General features: G+C 51.8%; 15 protein-coding genes. 8 read left to right on the forward strand and 7 right to left on the reverse strand.

Annotated elements, in window-relative coordinates:
• Nucleotides 1–266: 266 nt before the first annotated feature.
• The 7 genes from ACOYIE_RS04575 (at nt 267) to ACOYIE_RS04605 (ending at nt 5,214) form a co-directional block, all read left to right on the forward strand.
• Nucleotides 267–1,334, forward strand: coding sequence for a branched-chain amino acid aminotransferase (locus ACOYIE_RS04575; RefSeq protein WP_433410968.1), 1,068 nt, complete (start codon nt 267–269; stop codon nt 1,332–1,334).
• Between the two features lie 183 nt (nt 1,335–1,517).
• Nucleotides 1,518–1,904, forward strand: a complete 387-nt coding sequence (locus ACOYIE_RS04580) for a rhodanese-like domain-containing protein (protein WP_433410969.1) — start codon at nt 1,518–1,520, stop codon at nt 1,902–1,904.
• Nucleotides 1,905–1,975: 71 nt separating this feature from the next.
• A complete protein-coding gene (gene trxA / locus ACOYIE_RS04585) occupies nt 1,976–2,281 on the forward strand; it encodes a thioredoxin (RefSeq protein WP_433410970.1) in 306 nt (101 codons plus the stop codon).
• Between the two features lie 13 nt (nt 2,282–2,294).
• Nucleotides 2,295–2,615, forward strand: a complete 321-nt coding sequence (locus tag ACOYIE_RS04590; protein WP_433410971.1) for a rhodanese-like domain-containing protein — start codon at nt 2,295–2,297, stop codon at nt 2,613–2,615.
• A gap of 1 nt (nt 2,616) precedes the next feature.
• On the forward strand, nt 2,617–4,308 hold the full coding sequence (locus ACOYIE_RS04595) for an FAD-dependent oxidoreductase (protein ID WP_433410972.1): 1,692 nt from the start codon (nt 2,617–2,619) through the stop codon (nt 4,306–4,308).
• Nucleotides 4,309–4,435: 127 nt separating this feature from the next.
• Nucleotides 4,436–4,645 carry a 4Fe-4S dicluster domain-containing protein gene (locus ACOYIE_RS04600; protein WP_433410982.1) on the forward strand — a complete coding sequence of 70 codons (210 nt, stop codon included), beginning with the start codon at nt 4,436–4,438 and terminating at the stop codon, nt 4,643–4,645.
• Nucleotides 4,642–5,214 carry a 4Fe-4S binding protein gene (locus ACOYIE_RS04605; RefSeq protein WP_433410973.1) on the forward strand — a complete coding sequence of 191 codons (573 nt, stop codon included), beginning with the start codon at nt 4,642–4,644 and terminating at the stop codon, nt 5,212–5,214. The genes ACOYIE_RS04600 and ACOYIE_RS04605 overlap by 4 nt, the downstream gene beginning before the upstream one ends.
• A 75-nt stretch (nt 5,215–5,289) precedes the next feature.
• Here the strand turns inward: ACOYIE_RS04605 and ACOYIE_RS04610 are convergent, their stop codons facing one another.
• From ACOYIE_RS04610 to ACOYIE_RS04620, 3 genes are all read right to left on the reverse strand, one after another.
• Nucleotides 5,290–5,949 carry a Crp/Fnr family transcriptional regulator gene (locus ACOYIE_RS04610; protein ID WP_433410974.1) on the reverse strand — a complete coding sequence of 220 codons (660 nt, stop codon included), beginning with the start codon at nt 5,947–5,949 and terminating at the stop codon, nt 5,290–5,292.
• Between the two features lie 119 nt (nt 5,950–6,068).
• Entirely contained in the window at nt 6,069–7,001 is a 933-nt protein-coding gene (locus ACOYIE_RS04615; protein ID WP_433410975.1) for an AEC family transporter, read from the reverse strand.
• A 79-nt stretch (nt 7,002–7,080) separates the two neighbouring features.
• Entirely contained in the window at nt 7,081–8,751 is a 1,671-nt protein-coding gene (locus tag ACOYIE_RS04620) for a formate--tetrahydrofolate ligase (RefSeq protein WP_433410976.1), read from the reverse strand.
• Nucleotides 8,752–8,932: 181 nt separating this feature from the next.
• Between ACOYIE_RS04620 and ACOYIE_RS04625 the strand changes: the two genes are divergently transcribed.
• On the forward strand, nt 8,933–10,054 hold the full coding sequence (locus tag ACOYIE_RS04625; RefSeq protein WP_433410977.1) for an FtsW/RodA/SpoVE family cell cycle protein: 1,122 nt from the start codon (nt 8,933–8,935) through the stop codon (nt 10,052–10,054).
• Between the two features lie 73 nt (nt 10,055–10,127).
• On the opposite strand, the gene ACOYIE_RS04630 is transcribed toward ACOYIE_RS04625, so the two are convergent.
• The 4 genes from ACOYIE_RS04630 to ACOYIE_RS04645 all read right to left on the reverse strand — a co-directional run.
• Nucleotides 10,128–11,198 (reverse strand): LacI family DNA-binding transcriptional regulator, encoded by a 1,071-nt coding sequence (locus ACOYIE_RS04630; RefSeq protein WP_433410978.1) that lies wholly within the window; start codon nt 11,196–11,198, stop codon nt 10,128–10,130.
• Nucleotides 11,199–11,319: 121 nt separating this feature from the next.
• Entirely contained in the window at nt 11,320–12,276 is a 957-nt protein-coding gene (locus ACOYIE_RS04635; protein ID WP_433410979.1) for an ABC transporter permease, read from the reverse strand.
• Nucleotides 12,273–13,841 (reverse strand): sugar ABC transporter ATP-binding protein, encoded by a 1,569-nt coding sequence (locus tag ACOYIE_RS04640; protein ID WP_433410980.1) that lies wholly within the window; start codon nt 13,839–13,841, stop codon nt 12,273–12,275. Before ACOYIE_RS04640 ends, ACOYIE_RS04635 begins: the two co-directional genes overlap by 4 nt.
• A 127-nt stretch (nt 13,842–13,968) precedes the next feature.
• The coding region (locus ACOYIE_RS04645) for a sugar ABC transporter substrate-binding protein (protein ID WP_433410981.1) at nt 13,969–14,495 on the reverse strand (527 nt) is incomplete at its 5' end.

Below are 14,495 nucleotides of genomic sequence, written 5' to 3' on the forward strand. Positions count from 1 at the left end.
GCAGCGTGTCGTTCACAGCGGTCATGGTGACTGCGCGGGCAGAAATGGGCCAGAAAGGCAGCAAAAACGCCGCGCACAGCAGCATGCCGAGCAGGCGCCGGATTTTCTGTTTCAGGCAAACGCGCCCCCTTTCAGCAAATCATACGAACATATTATAACAAACCGCAGCGGCTTTGTCACCCTTTATGCGTAAAAACGCCTTGCTTTATCTTGGCAAAGTGCTATAATAAAAAGCAATAAAACCATAAAGAAAGAGTGAATGCACCATGCTGCAGATCAGAACCCAGCTTACCACAAACAAAAAGCCCAAGCCGGACGAGGCGCACCTCGGCTTTGGTATCCATTATACCGATCACATGCTGATGATCGACCATGATGAGGAGCAGGGCTGGCACGATGCGCGCATTGTTCCGTATGCGCCGCTTGCGATTGACCCTGCGGCGATGGTGCTGCATTATGCGATGGAATCCTTTGAGGGCATGAAGGCTTACCGTACGCCCGATGGTGCGGTGCAGCTTTTCCGTCCGGAAAAGAACGCGCAGCGCATGATCAATACCAACCACCGTATGTGTCTGCCCAGCCTGCCGGTGGAGGATTTTGTGCAGGCGGTTAAGGCGATTGTTGAGGTGGAGAAGGACTGGGTGCCGCATAATGCAGGCACCAGCCTGTATATCCGCCCGTTTGTCATTGCAACGGAGCCGCATCTTGGCGTTCGTCCGTCCAAGACGCATCAGTTTATCATCGTCTGCTCGCCGGTTGGCGCATATTACTCAACGGGTATCAATCCGGTTAAGATTTTTGTGGAAGACGAGTATACCCGCGCCTGCCCGGGCGGCACCGGCTTTACCAAGTGCGGCGGCAACTATGCAGCTTCGCTGATTTCTCAGGTGAAGGCGCATGACCTGGGCTATGAGCAGACCCTGTGGCTGGACGGCGTTGAGCATAAGTATGTGGAGGAAGTCGGCTCGATGAACTGCTTCTTCAAAATTGACGGCACGGTCTATACCGCGCCCTGCGTTGGTACGGTATTGCCCGGCGTTACCCGTATGAGCTGCATTGAGCTTTTGAAACACTGGGGCATTCCGGTGTCCGAGGAGCGGCTGCCGATTGCGGATGTGATGAAGGCTTCCAGAGAGGGGAAACTGGAGGAAGTCTTTGGCACGGGCACTGCCGCAGTTATTTCCCCTGTTGGCGAGCTGCGCTATGAAGATCAGGTCGCTTATATCAACAATGGCGAAATTGGCCCCGTTACGCACAAGCTGTATGACACGCTGACCGGCGTGCAGTGGGGAACCCTGCCGGATGAACTCGGCTGGACGGTCAAGGTGGACTGATTTCGGGCCTTCGGGCGGATAAAATCATAACAAACAGAGAAACTGCCATGCAGCGAACTTTCGTCTGCATGGCAGTTTTTTGTATTTGGAAATATGGGAAACGTGATATCATCACGGAAGATACAGATTTACTCCGGTATACTGTAATTATTCAAAGGAAGCGTTTCAAATGGGAGGAATAGCATGAAAAAATTATGGCCTGTATTTGCAGCGCTGCTGCTGCTTTCCGCCTGTACTCCATCCGAGACGGCAGCATATCGCCAGGTGACGACCGAAGAAGCGGCCGCGCTGATGGAGGAGGAAAGCGGATATCTGGTTTTGGATGTGCGCACGGCAGCGGAATACGAGGAAAAACATATACCGGGCGCTGTCAATATCCCCAACGAAAGCATCGGCACAGAGGAGATTGACGCGCTGCCGGACAAGGAACAGCTGATACTGGTATATTGCCGCAGCGGAAACCGCAGCAAGCAGGCGTCAGAAAAACTGGCGGCGCTGGGATATACCAATATCGTGGAGTTTGGCGGCATCAATGACTGGGAAGGAGAGACGGTTTCCGGCAAAACGTGACAAGATCACGGAAAATATACAAATAGACCTGTATACTGATACCATCAAAGAAAAATAAGGAGGACAAAAGTATGTCTGCGATTCATATCAATAAGAACAATTTTGAGAGCGAGGTTTTGCTGTCTGATAAGCCGGTGCTGCTGGACTTCTGGGCACCATGGTGCGGGCCGTGCCGCATGGTTTCGCCCATTCTGGATGAGATTGCCGCAGAGAAGCCGGAAATCAAGGTTGGTAAAGTAAATGTGGATGAACAGCCGGAGCTGGCAAGCCAGTTCGGCGTGATGAGTATTCCAACGCTGGTTGTGATGAAAAACGGGAAGATTGTTAATCAGGCAATGGGCGCGCGGCCCAAAAGTGCAATTCTGAGTCTGCTGTAAGGAGGGATGGACAATGGGATTTTTTGACTTTTTCAGGCAGCCCGATATCAATCAGGGCGTGAAAGATTATCAGGCAGCGCCCAGTGCGGTTTTGCTCGATGTGCGTACGCCGCAGGAATACAGAGAAGGCCGGATTCCCGGCAGCCGCAACATTCCGCTGCAAACCATTGACAGGGTTCCTTCGGTGGTGCAGAATAAAGATATCCCATTGTTCGTCTATTGTTATTCAGGTGCAAGAAGCCGCCAGGCGGTTGGCATGCTGCAGCGTATGGGATATACCAATGTAACCAACATCGGCGGCATTGCCGCATATTCCGGAAAGGTGGAGCAGTGATATGAAAATCGTAATCGTAGGCGGCGTAGCCGGCGGCGCGACAGCCGCGGCAAGAATTCGCAGACTGGATGAAAACGCAGAAATCACCGTGTTTGAGCGTTCCGGCTATATTTCTTATGCAAACTGTGGGCTGCCGTATTATATTGGCGGTGCCATTGCAGACCCTGAAGCCTTGACGCTGCAAACGCCGGAGAGCTTTTTCTCCCGTTTTCAGGTTCGTATGAAAGTGCATCATGAAGTGACTGCCATTCATCCGGAGAAAAAAACGGTTTCGGTCACCAACCTGGAAACAGGGGAGCAGTTTGAGCAGGCGTATGATAAGCTGATTCTTTCGCCTGGCGCAAAGCCCACCCAGCCGAGACTGCCGGGTGTGGGTCTGAACAAGCTGTTTACGCTGCGCACGGTTGAAGATACGTTTCATATCAAGGAATATATTCGCGCCAATCAGCCGAAATCCGCGGTGCTGGCAGGCGGCGGCTTTATCGGACTGGAGCTTGCTGAAAATTTGCGGGAGCTGGGCATGGAAGTGACGATTGTACAGCGTCCCAGGCAGCTTATGAATCCATACGATGCAGATATGGCCTCCTTCATCCATAATGAGATGCGCAGACACGGCGTCAAATTGGCGCTGGGGCACACGGTAGAAGGATTTGAGGAGAAAAACGGCGGCGTAGATGTGCTGCTTAAGGACGAAAAACCGCTGCATGCCGATATGGTAATTTTGGCGATCGGTGTGACGCCGGATACCGAACTTGCCCGTGCAGCAGGCTTGGAACTGGGTGTCAAGGGCAGCATTGTTGTCAATGCGCGTATGGAGACTTCGGTTCCGGATATCTACGCGGCGGGAGACGCTGTGCAGGTCAAGCATTATGTCACTGGACAGGACGCCGTGATTGCGCTGGCAGGACCTGCGAACAAGCAGGGCCGCATTATTGCCGATAATATTTGCGGAGGAGACAGCCGCTACCTTGGCTCGCAGGGCAGCTCGGTAATTAAGGTGTTTGATTTGACGGCGGCCTCCACCGGCGTCAATGAAACCAATGCGAAAAAAGCGGGGCTGGACGTGGACGCGGTATTTTTGTCCCCGATGAGCCGTGCGGGGTACTATCCGGGCGGAAAACTGATGACCATGAAGGTTGTGTTTGAAAAGCAGACCTATCGTCTGCTGGGGGCACAAATTGTGGGATATGAAGGCGTGGATAAGCGGATTGACGTGCTGGCCACGGCTATTCACGCAGGGATGAAAGCGCCGCAGCTCAAAGATCTTGATTTGGCGTATGCGCCGCCGTACTCCTCGGCAAAGGACCCTGTTAACATGGCAGGCTTTATGATTGAGAATATTGCCCGGGGGAAAATGAAGCAGTGGAGAATGGAAGACATGGCGGTTTTGCCGCGTGACGGCAGCGCAGTACTGCTGGATGTCAGAACGGCAGAAGAATATGCAGCGGGCCATATTGCAGGTTTCCGTAATATTCCGGTTGACGAGCTGCGGGAGCATCTGCATGAAATAGAGCAGGGAAAGCCGGTATATGTGATTTGCCAGAGCGGTTTGCGCAGCTATATTGCATGCCGCATTCTGGAGGGACACGGCATGCAGGCATATAATTTCTCGGGCGGTTATCGGCTGTATGACGCAGTTGTGAACGACCGGCGTCTCATCGAAGCGGCTACGGCCTGCGGTATGGATCAATAAAAAACAAAGGCGCCGCTTTTTTCGGATGGAAAAGGGCGGCGCCTGTTTATGTGATGATATCACGGAATGTTGGATGCAGATCTGGTATGATAAGGCCATACTGAACAGGGAGGATGCTTGGTGGATGATGACGACGCAAAGAAAACGGCGCAAAGCTGTTGTGGACCAGAAAAACTGTGTGGCCTGCGGGTGCTGCATGAAAATCTGCCCGATGCAGGCAATTGAAATTGCGCATGGCGTGATGGCGCAGGTGGATACGGAAAAATGTGTGGGATGCGGCAAGTGTGCGAAAGAATGTCCGGCATCGGTCATTACAATTGCGGAGGTGCAGGTATGACAAAGAAATGGTATGACTATCTCTGGATTGTGTCACTGACCTATCTGGTGCTGGGTTTTTTCAATATTTTGTTTGCATGGCTGGGCCTGCTCTGCTTTTTCATTCCGCTGATTATATCGGTTACGCAGGGCACCAAAGGTTATTGCAACCGCTATTGCGGACGCGGCCAGCTATTCGGTGTGCTGGGCGGACGGTTTGGCCTTTCCCGCAATAAAGATATTCCAAACTGGATGAAGAGCAAGGCGTTTCGGTACGGATTTCTGGTGTTTTTCTTTGCCATGTTCTTTCTGATGCTCTGGAATACTTATCTGGTGTTTGCGGGCGCGCAGGATTTAAAACAGGCGGTCACGCTGCTTTGGACCTTTAAGCTGCCGTGGCACTGGGCATATCATGGCACGTTGTTTCACGCAGGCGTTGCACAGTTTGCGTTTGGTTTTTACAGTGTGATGCTGACCTCTACGGTGCTGGGTCTGATTACCATGGTGCTGTTTAAGCCGCGGAGCTGGTGCGTATATTGCCCCATGGGGACGATGACGCAGCTGATCTGCAAGGCAAAAAACGGAAAATAAATAAATGAAAAGACCGCCGCTTCGCTGTTCCGCCGAGGGAACAGGAGAAGCGGCGGTTTCTGCTGTTTCAAATGTTTATGCGTCCTGAAGCGCTGCCAGTCTGTCTGCATCCAATATGCGCACGGAGCCGCGGGACAGTTTGACCATGCCCTCGTTTTGAAAATAGCGGAGCATGCGCGTAATCACCTCACGGTGCGAGCCAAGATGATTTGCGATGGTTTCGTGTGTCAGTTTCAATTCGCTGCTTTGCTCGATTGCGGACTCTTCCAGCAGAAATGCGGCAACGCGCTTGTCCAGACTTTTCCACATGATCTGCTCGATGAGCCACATGACTTCGGAGAAACGGGTAGCCATCAATTCGTTGGTGTAATTGGCAACAGGGGCTGATTTTTCCATAATGCTCTTATATAGTTCGGCGGGAATAACCCACAGGTCCGTATCTTTTTCAGCCTCAATGGTAACTTCAAATTGAATGGAGCGCATCATGCAGGAGGCGGAAAAGAGACACATGTCCCTTTCAAACAGGCGGTAAATCGTGATTTCCCGTCCTTCTTCGGAAAGAATATAGGCGCGAAGCTGCCCTGATTGAATCAGAATCAGCCCTGTGCAGTCCATGCTGCCGTTGTGCAGGACAGTTCCCTTGGAAACCGTTCGGGTAATCAGGCTGCCGAGCATTTGGTTCTGCTGCGCCGCAGTCAACTGATTCCAAATGGGAAAATAGTCTTGAAAACTCATAATGCCCCTCCTTGCTTCTGTATTCAGTATAAAGGGCGTTTCAGAATATGTCAAACGGAAAAGCTGTCTGCACAATTGAAAAGCGGCGCAGCCTGAAGCTGCGCCGTGCCGGATAAAGATTAAATCAGCGTGTCAAAAATGCCAATCATGAGCGGCATGGTAAAGATGGACAGAAGGGTAGTCAGCACATAGAGCGCGCTGGAGCGGGCTGCATCCCTGTCATAAAGCTGCGCAAGCGAAGTAACAGTTGCACAGGCAGGCGCGGTGCAGGCAAGAAAAACGGTCATGGCAATGTTTCGGCCGTCAGGCAGCAGGCCGGAAACGCCGGAAAGACGTAAAAGCAGCAGGCACAGCAGCGGATAGACCAGCAGACGCAGTGATATGGCAACATAATGCCGCGGGGTGGCAAAGAGCTGTTTGAGCGGGGTATCTGCGATGACCATACCGGCAAGCAGCATGCCGAGCGGGCCAAAAATAGAGCTGGCAGTTTCCAGCGTATCGGTGATTATGCCCGGCAGAGGGATGCGCAGCAGGAACAGCGCGCAGCCGATGATGATGGCGATGATGTTGGCATTCAGAAAGAGCTTGCGCCAGTCCGTGCCGTGGGTGCCGCACAGCATGCTGCGGCAATGCGTCCAGATGAGGATTTGCTGCACAACGATAAAGGCGCAGGAATAGAGGACGTATTCTGCTCCGAGCAGCGCCTGCACCAGCGGGATGACCAGAATGCCGGCGTTGGTATAAATGATATTGACGCGCTCCACGGCATCCAGCCGTAGCAGCTTTCCGAGCAGGCGGGTGAGCAGCAGGAACAGAATATGCGCCGCAAATGCGAGCGCAAAGGCGAAAATTAAACCGTTTAGTACATCGGGTGTATATTCCACCTGAAACGCATTGATGATGACGCAGGGCGTGATGGCGTATACCATAATGACGGACAGGCTGCGGCTGTCTTCCGGACGGAGCAGCTTGAGCTTGACCAGAACATACCCCATAAGAAGCAGAAGAAAGAGCTGCGCGATCTCCCGCATAAGAATCAGGCTGATTTCCAAAAAAGCCCTCCTTTGTTGTTATGACAGAACAGGAGCCGCCGAATGGCGGCTCCCTGTGTTTTTGGGGGATAATGCGGAATCAGAACAGACCGGAAATGCGGCCGGCATTGTCCACGTCAATTTTTTCAGCGGCAGGCACCTTGGGCAGACCGGGCATGGTCATAATCGCGCCGGTTTCCACAACCACAAAGCCCGCGCCTGCGGCCAGACGCACAGAACGCACATTGACCACAAACTCGGTCGGACGGCCGAGCAGCGCCGCATCGTCAGACAGGGAATACTGGGTCTTGGCAATGCACACCGGCAGATGGCCATAGCCCATTTCGGTGATGTTGGCAAGTTCCTTGTGCGCCGCTGGGGCGATGGTCACGCCAAGCGCACCGTAGATCTCCTTGGCGATTTTGCGGATCTTATCCTCGAGCGGAAGCTCGTCCTCATACAGCATATGGAAGTCTGCCTTGCCTTCATCCAGAACCGCCAGCACTTCGTTTGCCAGCGCTTCGCCGCCTTCGCCGCCCTTGGCGAACACTTCAGACAGGGCTACCCGCACGCCGCGTGCAGCGCAGTGCGCACGGATGAAGTCCATTTCCTCCGCCGTGTCAGACGGGAACGCATTGATCGCCACCACAACCGGCACGCCGAACTTTTTCATGTTATCCAGATGCGCGTCCAGGTTGCAGATGCCGCGCTCCAGTGCGGTGAGGTTGGGGGTGTTCAGCTCGGCCTTGGGAACGCCGCCGTTGTATTTGAGCGCGCGCACTGTTGCCACGATGACCACGCAGTCGGGGGCAAGGCCGGCCTTGCGGCACTTGATGTCCATGAATTTCTCCGCGCCCAGGTCAGCGCCGAAGCCGGCTTCGGTAATGGCGATGTCGGCCAGCTTGAGGGCCAGCTTGGTGGCCTGCACCGAGTTGCAGCCGTGTGCGATATTGGCAAACGGGCCGCCGTGCATCAGGCAGGGGGTGCCCTCGAGCGTCTGCACCAGATTGGGCTTAATGGCGTCGCGCATCAGCGCGGTCATGGCGCCCTCGGCGTGCAGGTCGCGCGCGTAGATCGGCTCGCCTGCGTAGGAATAGGCAACCAGAATATCACCGAATCGCTTTTTCAGGTCTTCCAGATCGGCTGCCAGACACAGAATCGCCATGATTTCGCTGGCAACCGTGATCATGAAATGATCTTCGCGCGGTACGCCGTTCATTTTGCCGCCCAGACCGATGGTGATGTTGCGCAGGGCGCGGTCGTTCATATCCATCACGCGGGTGAAGATAACGCGGCGGGGATCGATACCCAGCGCGTTGCCCTGCTGCATGTGGTTATCCAGCATAGCGCACAGCAGGTTGTTGGCCGCAGTGATAGCGTGCATATCGCCGGTAAAGTGCAGGTTGATGTCCTCCATCGGCACAACCTGTGCATAGCCGCCGCCGGCAGCGCCGCCCTTGATGCCGAATACCGGACCGAGCGAAGGTTCGCGCAGTGCGATCATCGCCTTTTTGCCGAGCTTGGCCATGGCCTGCCCAAGGCCGACGGTCGTGGTGGTTTTGCCCTCGCCGGCGGGGGTGGGGTTGATGGCGGTGACCAGCACCAGCTTGCCGTTCGGCCGGTTCTGCACTTTGTTCCATACCGCAGTAGAAAGCTTTGCCTTATATTTGCCGTAAAGCTCCAGGTCGTCGGCGTCCAGACCGGCAGCCGCGGCAACCTCAGTAATGGGCCGCATCTGGCAGCCCTGTGCAATTTCAATATCAGACAGCATTCTTTTCGTCCTCCCATACCGTATCAGAGAATTATCAGTAATTTCATTATAACAATGTTCTGCACAGTTTTCCACTGGCAAAAACGAAAAATTTGCCGAAATTGTGTCTCGCAAACGCCGACATATTGTGGTATGATATAAAGCAGACGTTTATTCATACGGAAAAGGAGGAGCCTGACTTTTGAAAGGCATTGTGCAATATATTAAAAATACCGATCTTTACCTGGTAACGCTTGCGCTGCTCTGTTCGGCTTACGGCATGGTGTTGGTGTACTCGGCGACCCTCAATCCGGTTTCCTGGCAGGATGGCAGCACGCGCAACCTGGTCATACAGGCCGCGGCGGTTGTGATCGGCCTTGGCGCCTTTGTTGTGATGAGCCTGATTGACCTGGAGACGATGAGCGGCTGGTGGAAAATTTTTGTGCTGGTTAATATCGGTCTGCAATGCCTGCTGTTCACGCCCCTTGGCGTGGAGGCCGGCGGCCAGCGCGCATGGCTCAATCTGGGTATAACCAATATGCAGCCGGGCGAATTGGGCAAGCTGCTGTTCATCTTTACCTTTGCGGCTCATATATCGGAAATTCGCGACCACATCAAAGAGTGGCAGGGCATTTTGGTGCTTGGCCTGCATACGCTGCTGATGATGGGGGTCATTGTTCTGACTTCGGGCGATACGGGCATGGCGATTCAGTATTTGATGATTGCTGTGATTATGCTGTTTGCAGCGGGACTGCCGCTGCGGTGGCTGGCCGCGGGCGGTATACTGGGTGCGGCCAGCGTCCCTGTTTTGTGGAATTTTGTTTTACAGTATTACCAGAAGGTGCGTATTCTGGTGCTGTTCGACCCATCGATTGATGTGGATGTATCACGGCAGACAACTTACGGTAAAATTGCCATTGGCGGCGGCCAGATGAGCGGGCAGGGCCTGACCAACGGCGCCATGACGCAGCAGCAGCTTGTGCCGGAGAACCACACGGACTATATTTTCTCCGTCGCGGGTGAGGAACTGGGGTTTATCGGCTGTATGGTCATTATTCTTTTACTGGTTTTGCTGATTGCGAGGCTGTTTTATGTCAGCTTCCGTGCGTCCACCATGTTTTCCGCCATGCTGGCAGTTGGCATTGCAGGCATGTTTTTGTTTCAAACGTTTATGAACATTTTCATGTGCGTGGGTCTGCTGCCGATTATGGGACTGACGCTGCCGCTGTTTTCATATGGCGGCACCTCTGTCATCACAATGTATGCTGCGCTTGGTATTGCGGCCGGTGTGCGTATGCGGGAAAAACCGAGCTGGCTGCAATAATTTCTGAAAACAATAGCAGAAAAGCCACCCTTCGAGGGTGGCTTTTTGCCTGTCCGATACATCTGCGGCGATGCTACCAGTCCATATCCCATTCGGTTTTGGCGGATGGGTCGGTGGAATTGCGGATAATGAGTTCGCCCTCCAGCGAAATCATCATGCGGGCAGAATCGTCGTTATTGATTCTGCGCAGGAATAAATCGAACGCCCATGCGCCCATTTCCGATTTGGGAACGCGAATGCTGGTAAGCGAAGGCGTAATTAAAGTGGCGGGCGTATTGTCATTGAAACCGACTACCGCAATATCTTCCGGAATACGAATCTGATGCTGCTTCAGATAGTTGATTGCGCCGATTGCCATCTGGTCGTTCCCAGCGACGACTGCATCAATGCGGTGTCCGGTGCGGACCAGCCGTTCCATTGCATCGTATCCGCTTTGGCAGGTATAGCAGCCTTCGGTAATCAGATTTTCGTCGACAGGGATATTGTTAAGCATGAGAGAAGTTAAAAATCCGCGCCGGCGATTTTTACCCATCATATACTGGGTGGGTGCTGCAATATGGGCAATATGCCGCCGTCCCTGCTGGATGAGATAATTGGTTGCTTTCATGATACCGTCAAAGTCATTTACCACAACTGCATCCAGCTTGGGGCTGATGGCTGCCTCCAGGCAGATGATATGCATGGGATTGGGAGAAAAATTGATGGAGTGAAGAAATTCCAGATACTCTTCCGTTTCCGGCAAATCAATATCAGCGCAGGAAGAAAGCATTACGCCGTCATAATTTCTCATACGGAGCAGGTTGATGCAGCGGCGCTCCTGCGCAATATCGCCTTTGGTTGCAAAGATGCTGACGGTGTAATCTGCCTTTCCTGCCGCCAATTGGATGCTTTTGATGAGGTTTGGAAAAAAGATGCTGGTTACGGTTGGAAGAACAACTGCAACCTGTTGGGACTTGCCGGTTTTAAGCTGCCGACCAGCCAGGTTTGTTTCATATTGCAGCGCTTTTACGGCTTCCAGTACCCGTTTTGTCAGAGCGGGGCTGACGGGACGTGTGCCGTTGAGTACATTGGAGACCGTAGCGATGGATACCCCTGCATATTGTGCAACATCCTTGATACCGGTCGGTTTTGCAGCAGCTCTCATACAAAATCTCCTTTGGCGTTATAAAAGCGATTGACGCGCAGTGCAGTCTGCTTCTTTCATTATAGCGTAGTCTTTCTGCCTATTCAATAAATCAGAATAAAATTTTGGTGTTTCCACACACTTATTCTGTCCGTTTGCGGGAATCCAGAAAAACAGCAATTACAATGACGGCGCCCTTTACAACGTTTTGCAGGTTGGAATCAATGCGAAGCATTGTCATGCCGTTTACAAGAATGCCAAGAATCAGCGCGCCGAACACTGTGTTGATTACTTTGCCACTGCCTCCGGAAAAACTGGCACCGCCTAAAATGACGCAAGTGATAGCATCCATTTCATACGCAACGCCAACTGAAGGGTTGCCTGAACGCATGCGGGAAGTAAGTACCACGGCAGCAATGCCGGTGCAGGCCCCTGCGGTGACATATGCCATGAATTTGCAAAAAGCAACATTGATGCCAGATACTCTGGCTGCAGTAGCATTGCCGCCTATGGCGTAAATTGAGGTGCCATACTTGGTTCGTTCTAGTAAAATATAAATCAGCACAGCCATTAAAAAGAATATCCATGCGGCGATCGGAACGCCAAGGAAAGAATCTTTTCCGATGCGCTCAAAGGAACTGTAAAAGCCGTTGATGTTTTTGCTGTCGGTGATGAGCAGTGCTGCGCCTCGCGCAATAGACATCATGCCCAGCGTAGCAATAAAAGGCGGAACATTGCCATATGCAATAAAAAAACCATTGATGACGCCGGTTAGTGCACCGATTGCTGTCGCAATAACAAAAACAACGGGAATAGGAAGTTCTGCTTTGACGGACAGGGCGGCGAATACGCTGCAGAGCGCGACAACCGATCCGCCAGACAAATCTGTGCCGCCGCTGACAATAGGGAACATGATGCCCAGTGCAATGATACCTATTACGGACTGTTGCCGAACGATATTGACTAGATTTGTTGTCTTGAGAAATGCGTCCCCCCGTAAAAGACTCATTGCAAGAATAAGCGCAAGAAGAATAAAAAAAGCGCTATGCTCTTTAACAATTGACTGTAAGCGGCGGGATGCGGCCGACTGACTTTTCATGATAATGCCTCCCCTGTTTCGTCTGATATACCGGTTGCATAACGCATAATTTTTTCTTGAGAAAAATCTTTGCGCTCAATGATCCCTATTTCTTTTCCCTCACTCATTACCAGAATTCGATCGCTCATACCCATGACTTCGGGAAGCTCGGAGGAAACGATAATGACACATTTTCCTTGCTGTGCCAACTGTGTTAATAGTTTATGAATTTCGGACTTGCTACCTACGTCGATGCCTCGCGTAGGTTCGTCGAAAATCAGAATATCAGGGTCGGTAAGCAGCCATCGTCCCAAAAGAACTTTTTGTTGATTACCGCCAGATAAGCTGGAAATAGGAACGTTGATTCCAGGTGTTTTGATGGAGAGAAGTGACTTCATTCTCTCGGCCGATTGGTCCATCATTTTGCGGCGGATAAATGGCCCATTAGAGTGCTTTGACAGTGAGGCAGCCACTGTGTTGAGCCGCACACTTAGCGGTAAAAAGCAACCGCTTTGTTTTCGATCTTCTGTCAGCAGACAAAGACCGTGTTGGATTGCGTCGCGAGGGGACCGAATTTCGACTTCGGCACCGTTAATAAAAATTTTTCCGGAAGATTTTTTTCGCACGCCGAACAGCGTTTCTACCACTTCGGTTCGTCCGGCTCCCATCAGACCGGCAAATCCAAAAATTTCTCCTTTGTGCACATCAAAACTAACATTTTTAAATATCCCATCACAGCTTAGACCATCAACCTTCAGATAAACATCTCCGATTTGCACTTCTTCTTTTGGGAAAATATTAGTAATCGTGCGGCCAACCATCATTTGGATCAGCTCATTGGTGGTCATATCTTTTGCTGTTTTTGTGCCTATATATTGCCCGTCTCGGAATACGGAGATATCGTCTGAAATCTCAAAAACTTCGTCCATTTTATGGGTGATGTAAATGATGCTCACCTGTTCGGATTTGAGCTTGCGGATAATTTGAAGAAGATGTGCAACTTCTGTTTCTGTAATAGCGGAAGTGGGCTCATCCATAATAATTAATTTAGCATTATAAGAAATTGCTTTGGCAATTTCGCAAAGTTGCTGCTTAGCGACGCTAAGCGTTTTCATTTTTGCATCGGGGTTAATATCGATTCCGAGCCGTTGGAAAAGTTGACTTGCCTGCGTACGCATTGCATTTTCGTTTTTGATCCAAGTTCCTTTATAACAGATTTCCTTGCCAAGAAAAATATTTTCATAGACGGTAAGTTCCTGAACAGTGCTCAACTCCTGATGAATCATCGCAAGACCATCGTTTAATGCATCGCGAGGTCCTTTGTAGGACACTTCACGACCATCGAATGTGATTTTGCCACTGTCACGACTGTATACGCCAAGCAGTATTTTCATCATAGTGGACTTCCCAGCGCCGTTTTCACCCATCAGCGAGTGAACGGTGCCACGACGTACTTTGAACCCTACGTTTTGCAGAGCGGCCACACCTGGAAACGATTTGCAAATACCCTCTACCTCTAAAATATAGTCCTGATCCAAATGGCCTCCTCCTTTCTGTATGGGTTCTGCGTACAGCCGAGAGATCATGCAGAAAAAACGGCTGTACGCAGAACGAAAACAATTTCAATACACGGTTTTGCGCGAAAGCAGGCTGAAAAAATCGAAAGTCATATAAAATTTGTCTATGATAAGACCCGCATGCTTCTCTGCGTAATCAGCTCCACAACGCGATGTACTCGTCTACGTTGTCAGAATTGACCAACAGGTCCTTCAGACTGACGTCTTCCGGCTGCTCGCCCTTGGCCAATGCCAGTGCGGCATCCAGAGATTCATAAGCGAGCCCCTTGGCATCCGCGTAGAAGGTCAGCGTCATTTCGCCGCGCTGAACATATTCGCAACCCATGAGCAACCCATCAATTCCGGCTACAACGGTATCTGTGATGCCGGCGTCCTGCAGTGCCAGAATGGCTCCAATGGCCATCTCATCACAAGCGGCACAAATTGCATCGAACTCAACACCCGAGGTGATCCAGGTTTCTACGATAGAGATTGCATCTTCGCGCAGCCAGTCGCCATCTTCGCGGGCGACCAGTTCGCAGTTGGGGTTGTTTTCCAGGACAGACATCGAGCCCTCTTCGCGCTCCGAAGCGACCAGAGTACCTTCGGTACCAGCCAGATAAGCGATTTTACCAGAACCGCCAAGTGCATCTACAACAGCTTGCATCTGTGCTTCGCCGGTTT

This window comes from Agathobaculum sp. (genome assembly GCF_050946325.1).
Classification (GTDB): domain Bacteria; phylum Bacillota; class Clostridia; order Oscillospirales; family Butyricicoccaceae; genus Agathobaculum.

What these genes read in the sequence shown, in the direction of transcription:
- ACOYIE_RS04575 (WP_433410968.1), top strand. Translation starts at nt 267, where the DNA reads ATGCTGCAGATCAGAACCCAGCTTACCACAAACAAAAAGCCCAAGCCG.
- ACOYIE_RS04580 (WP_433410969.1), top strand. Translation starts at nt 1,518, where the DNA reads ATGAAAAAATTATGGCCTGTATTTGCAGCGCTGCTGCTGCTTTCCGCC.
- trxA (WP_433410970.1), top strand. Translation starts at nt 1,976, where the DNA reads ATGTCTGCGATTCATATCAATAAGAACAATTTTGAGAGCGAGGTTTTG.
- ACOYIE_RS04590 (WP_433410971.1), top strand. Translation starts at nt 2,295, where the DNA reads ATGGGATTTTTTGACTTTTTCAGGCAGCCCGATATCAATCAGGGCGTG.
- ACOYIE_RS04595 (WP_433410972.1), top strand. Translation starts at nt 2,617, where the DNA reads ATGAAAATCGTAATCGTAGGCGGCGTAGCCGGCGGCGCGACAGCCGCG.
- ACOYIE_RS04600 (WP_433410982.1), top strand. Translation starts at nt 4,436, where the DNA reads ATGACGACGCAAAGAAAACGGCGCAAAGCTGTTGTGGACCAGAAAAAC.
- ACOYIE_RS04605 (WP_433410973.1), top strand. Translation starts at nt 4,642, where the DNA reads ATGACAAAGAAATGGTATGACTATCTCTGGATTGTGTCACTGACCTAT.
- ACOYIE_RS04610 (WP_433410974.1), bottom strand. Translation starts at nt 5,949, where the DNA reads ATGAGTTTTCAAGACTATTTTCCCATTTGGAATCAGTTGACTGCGGCG.
- ACOYIE_RS04620 (WP_433410976.1), bottom strand. Translation starts at nt 8,751, where the DNA reads ATGCTGTCTGATATTGAAATTGCACAGGGCTGCCAGATGCGGCCCATT.
- ACOYIE_RS04630 (WP_433410978.1), bottom strand. Translation starts at nt 11,198, where the DNA reads ATGAGAGCTGCTGCAAAACCGACCGGTATCAAGGATGTTGCACAATAT.
- ACOYIE_RS04635 (WP_433410979.1), bottom strand. Translation starts at nt 12,276, where the DNA reads ATGAAAAGTCAGTCGGCCGCATCCCGCCGCTTACAGTCAATTGTTAAA.
- ACOYIE_RS04640 (WP_433410980.1), bottom strand. Translation starts at nt 13,841, where the DNA reads ATGATCTCTCGGCTGTACGCAGAACCCATACAGAAAGGAGGAGGCCAT.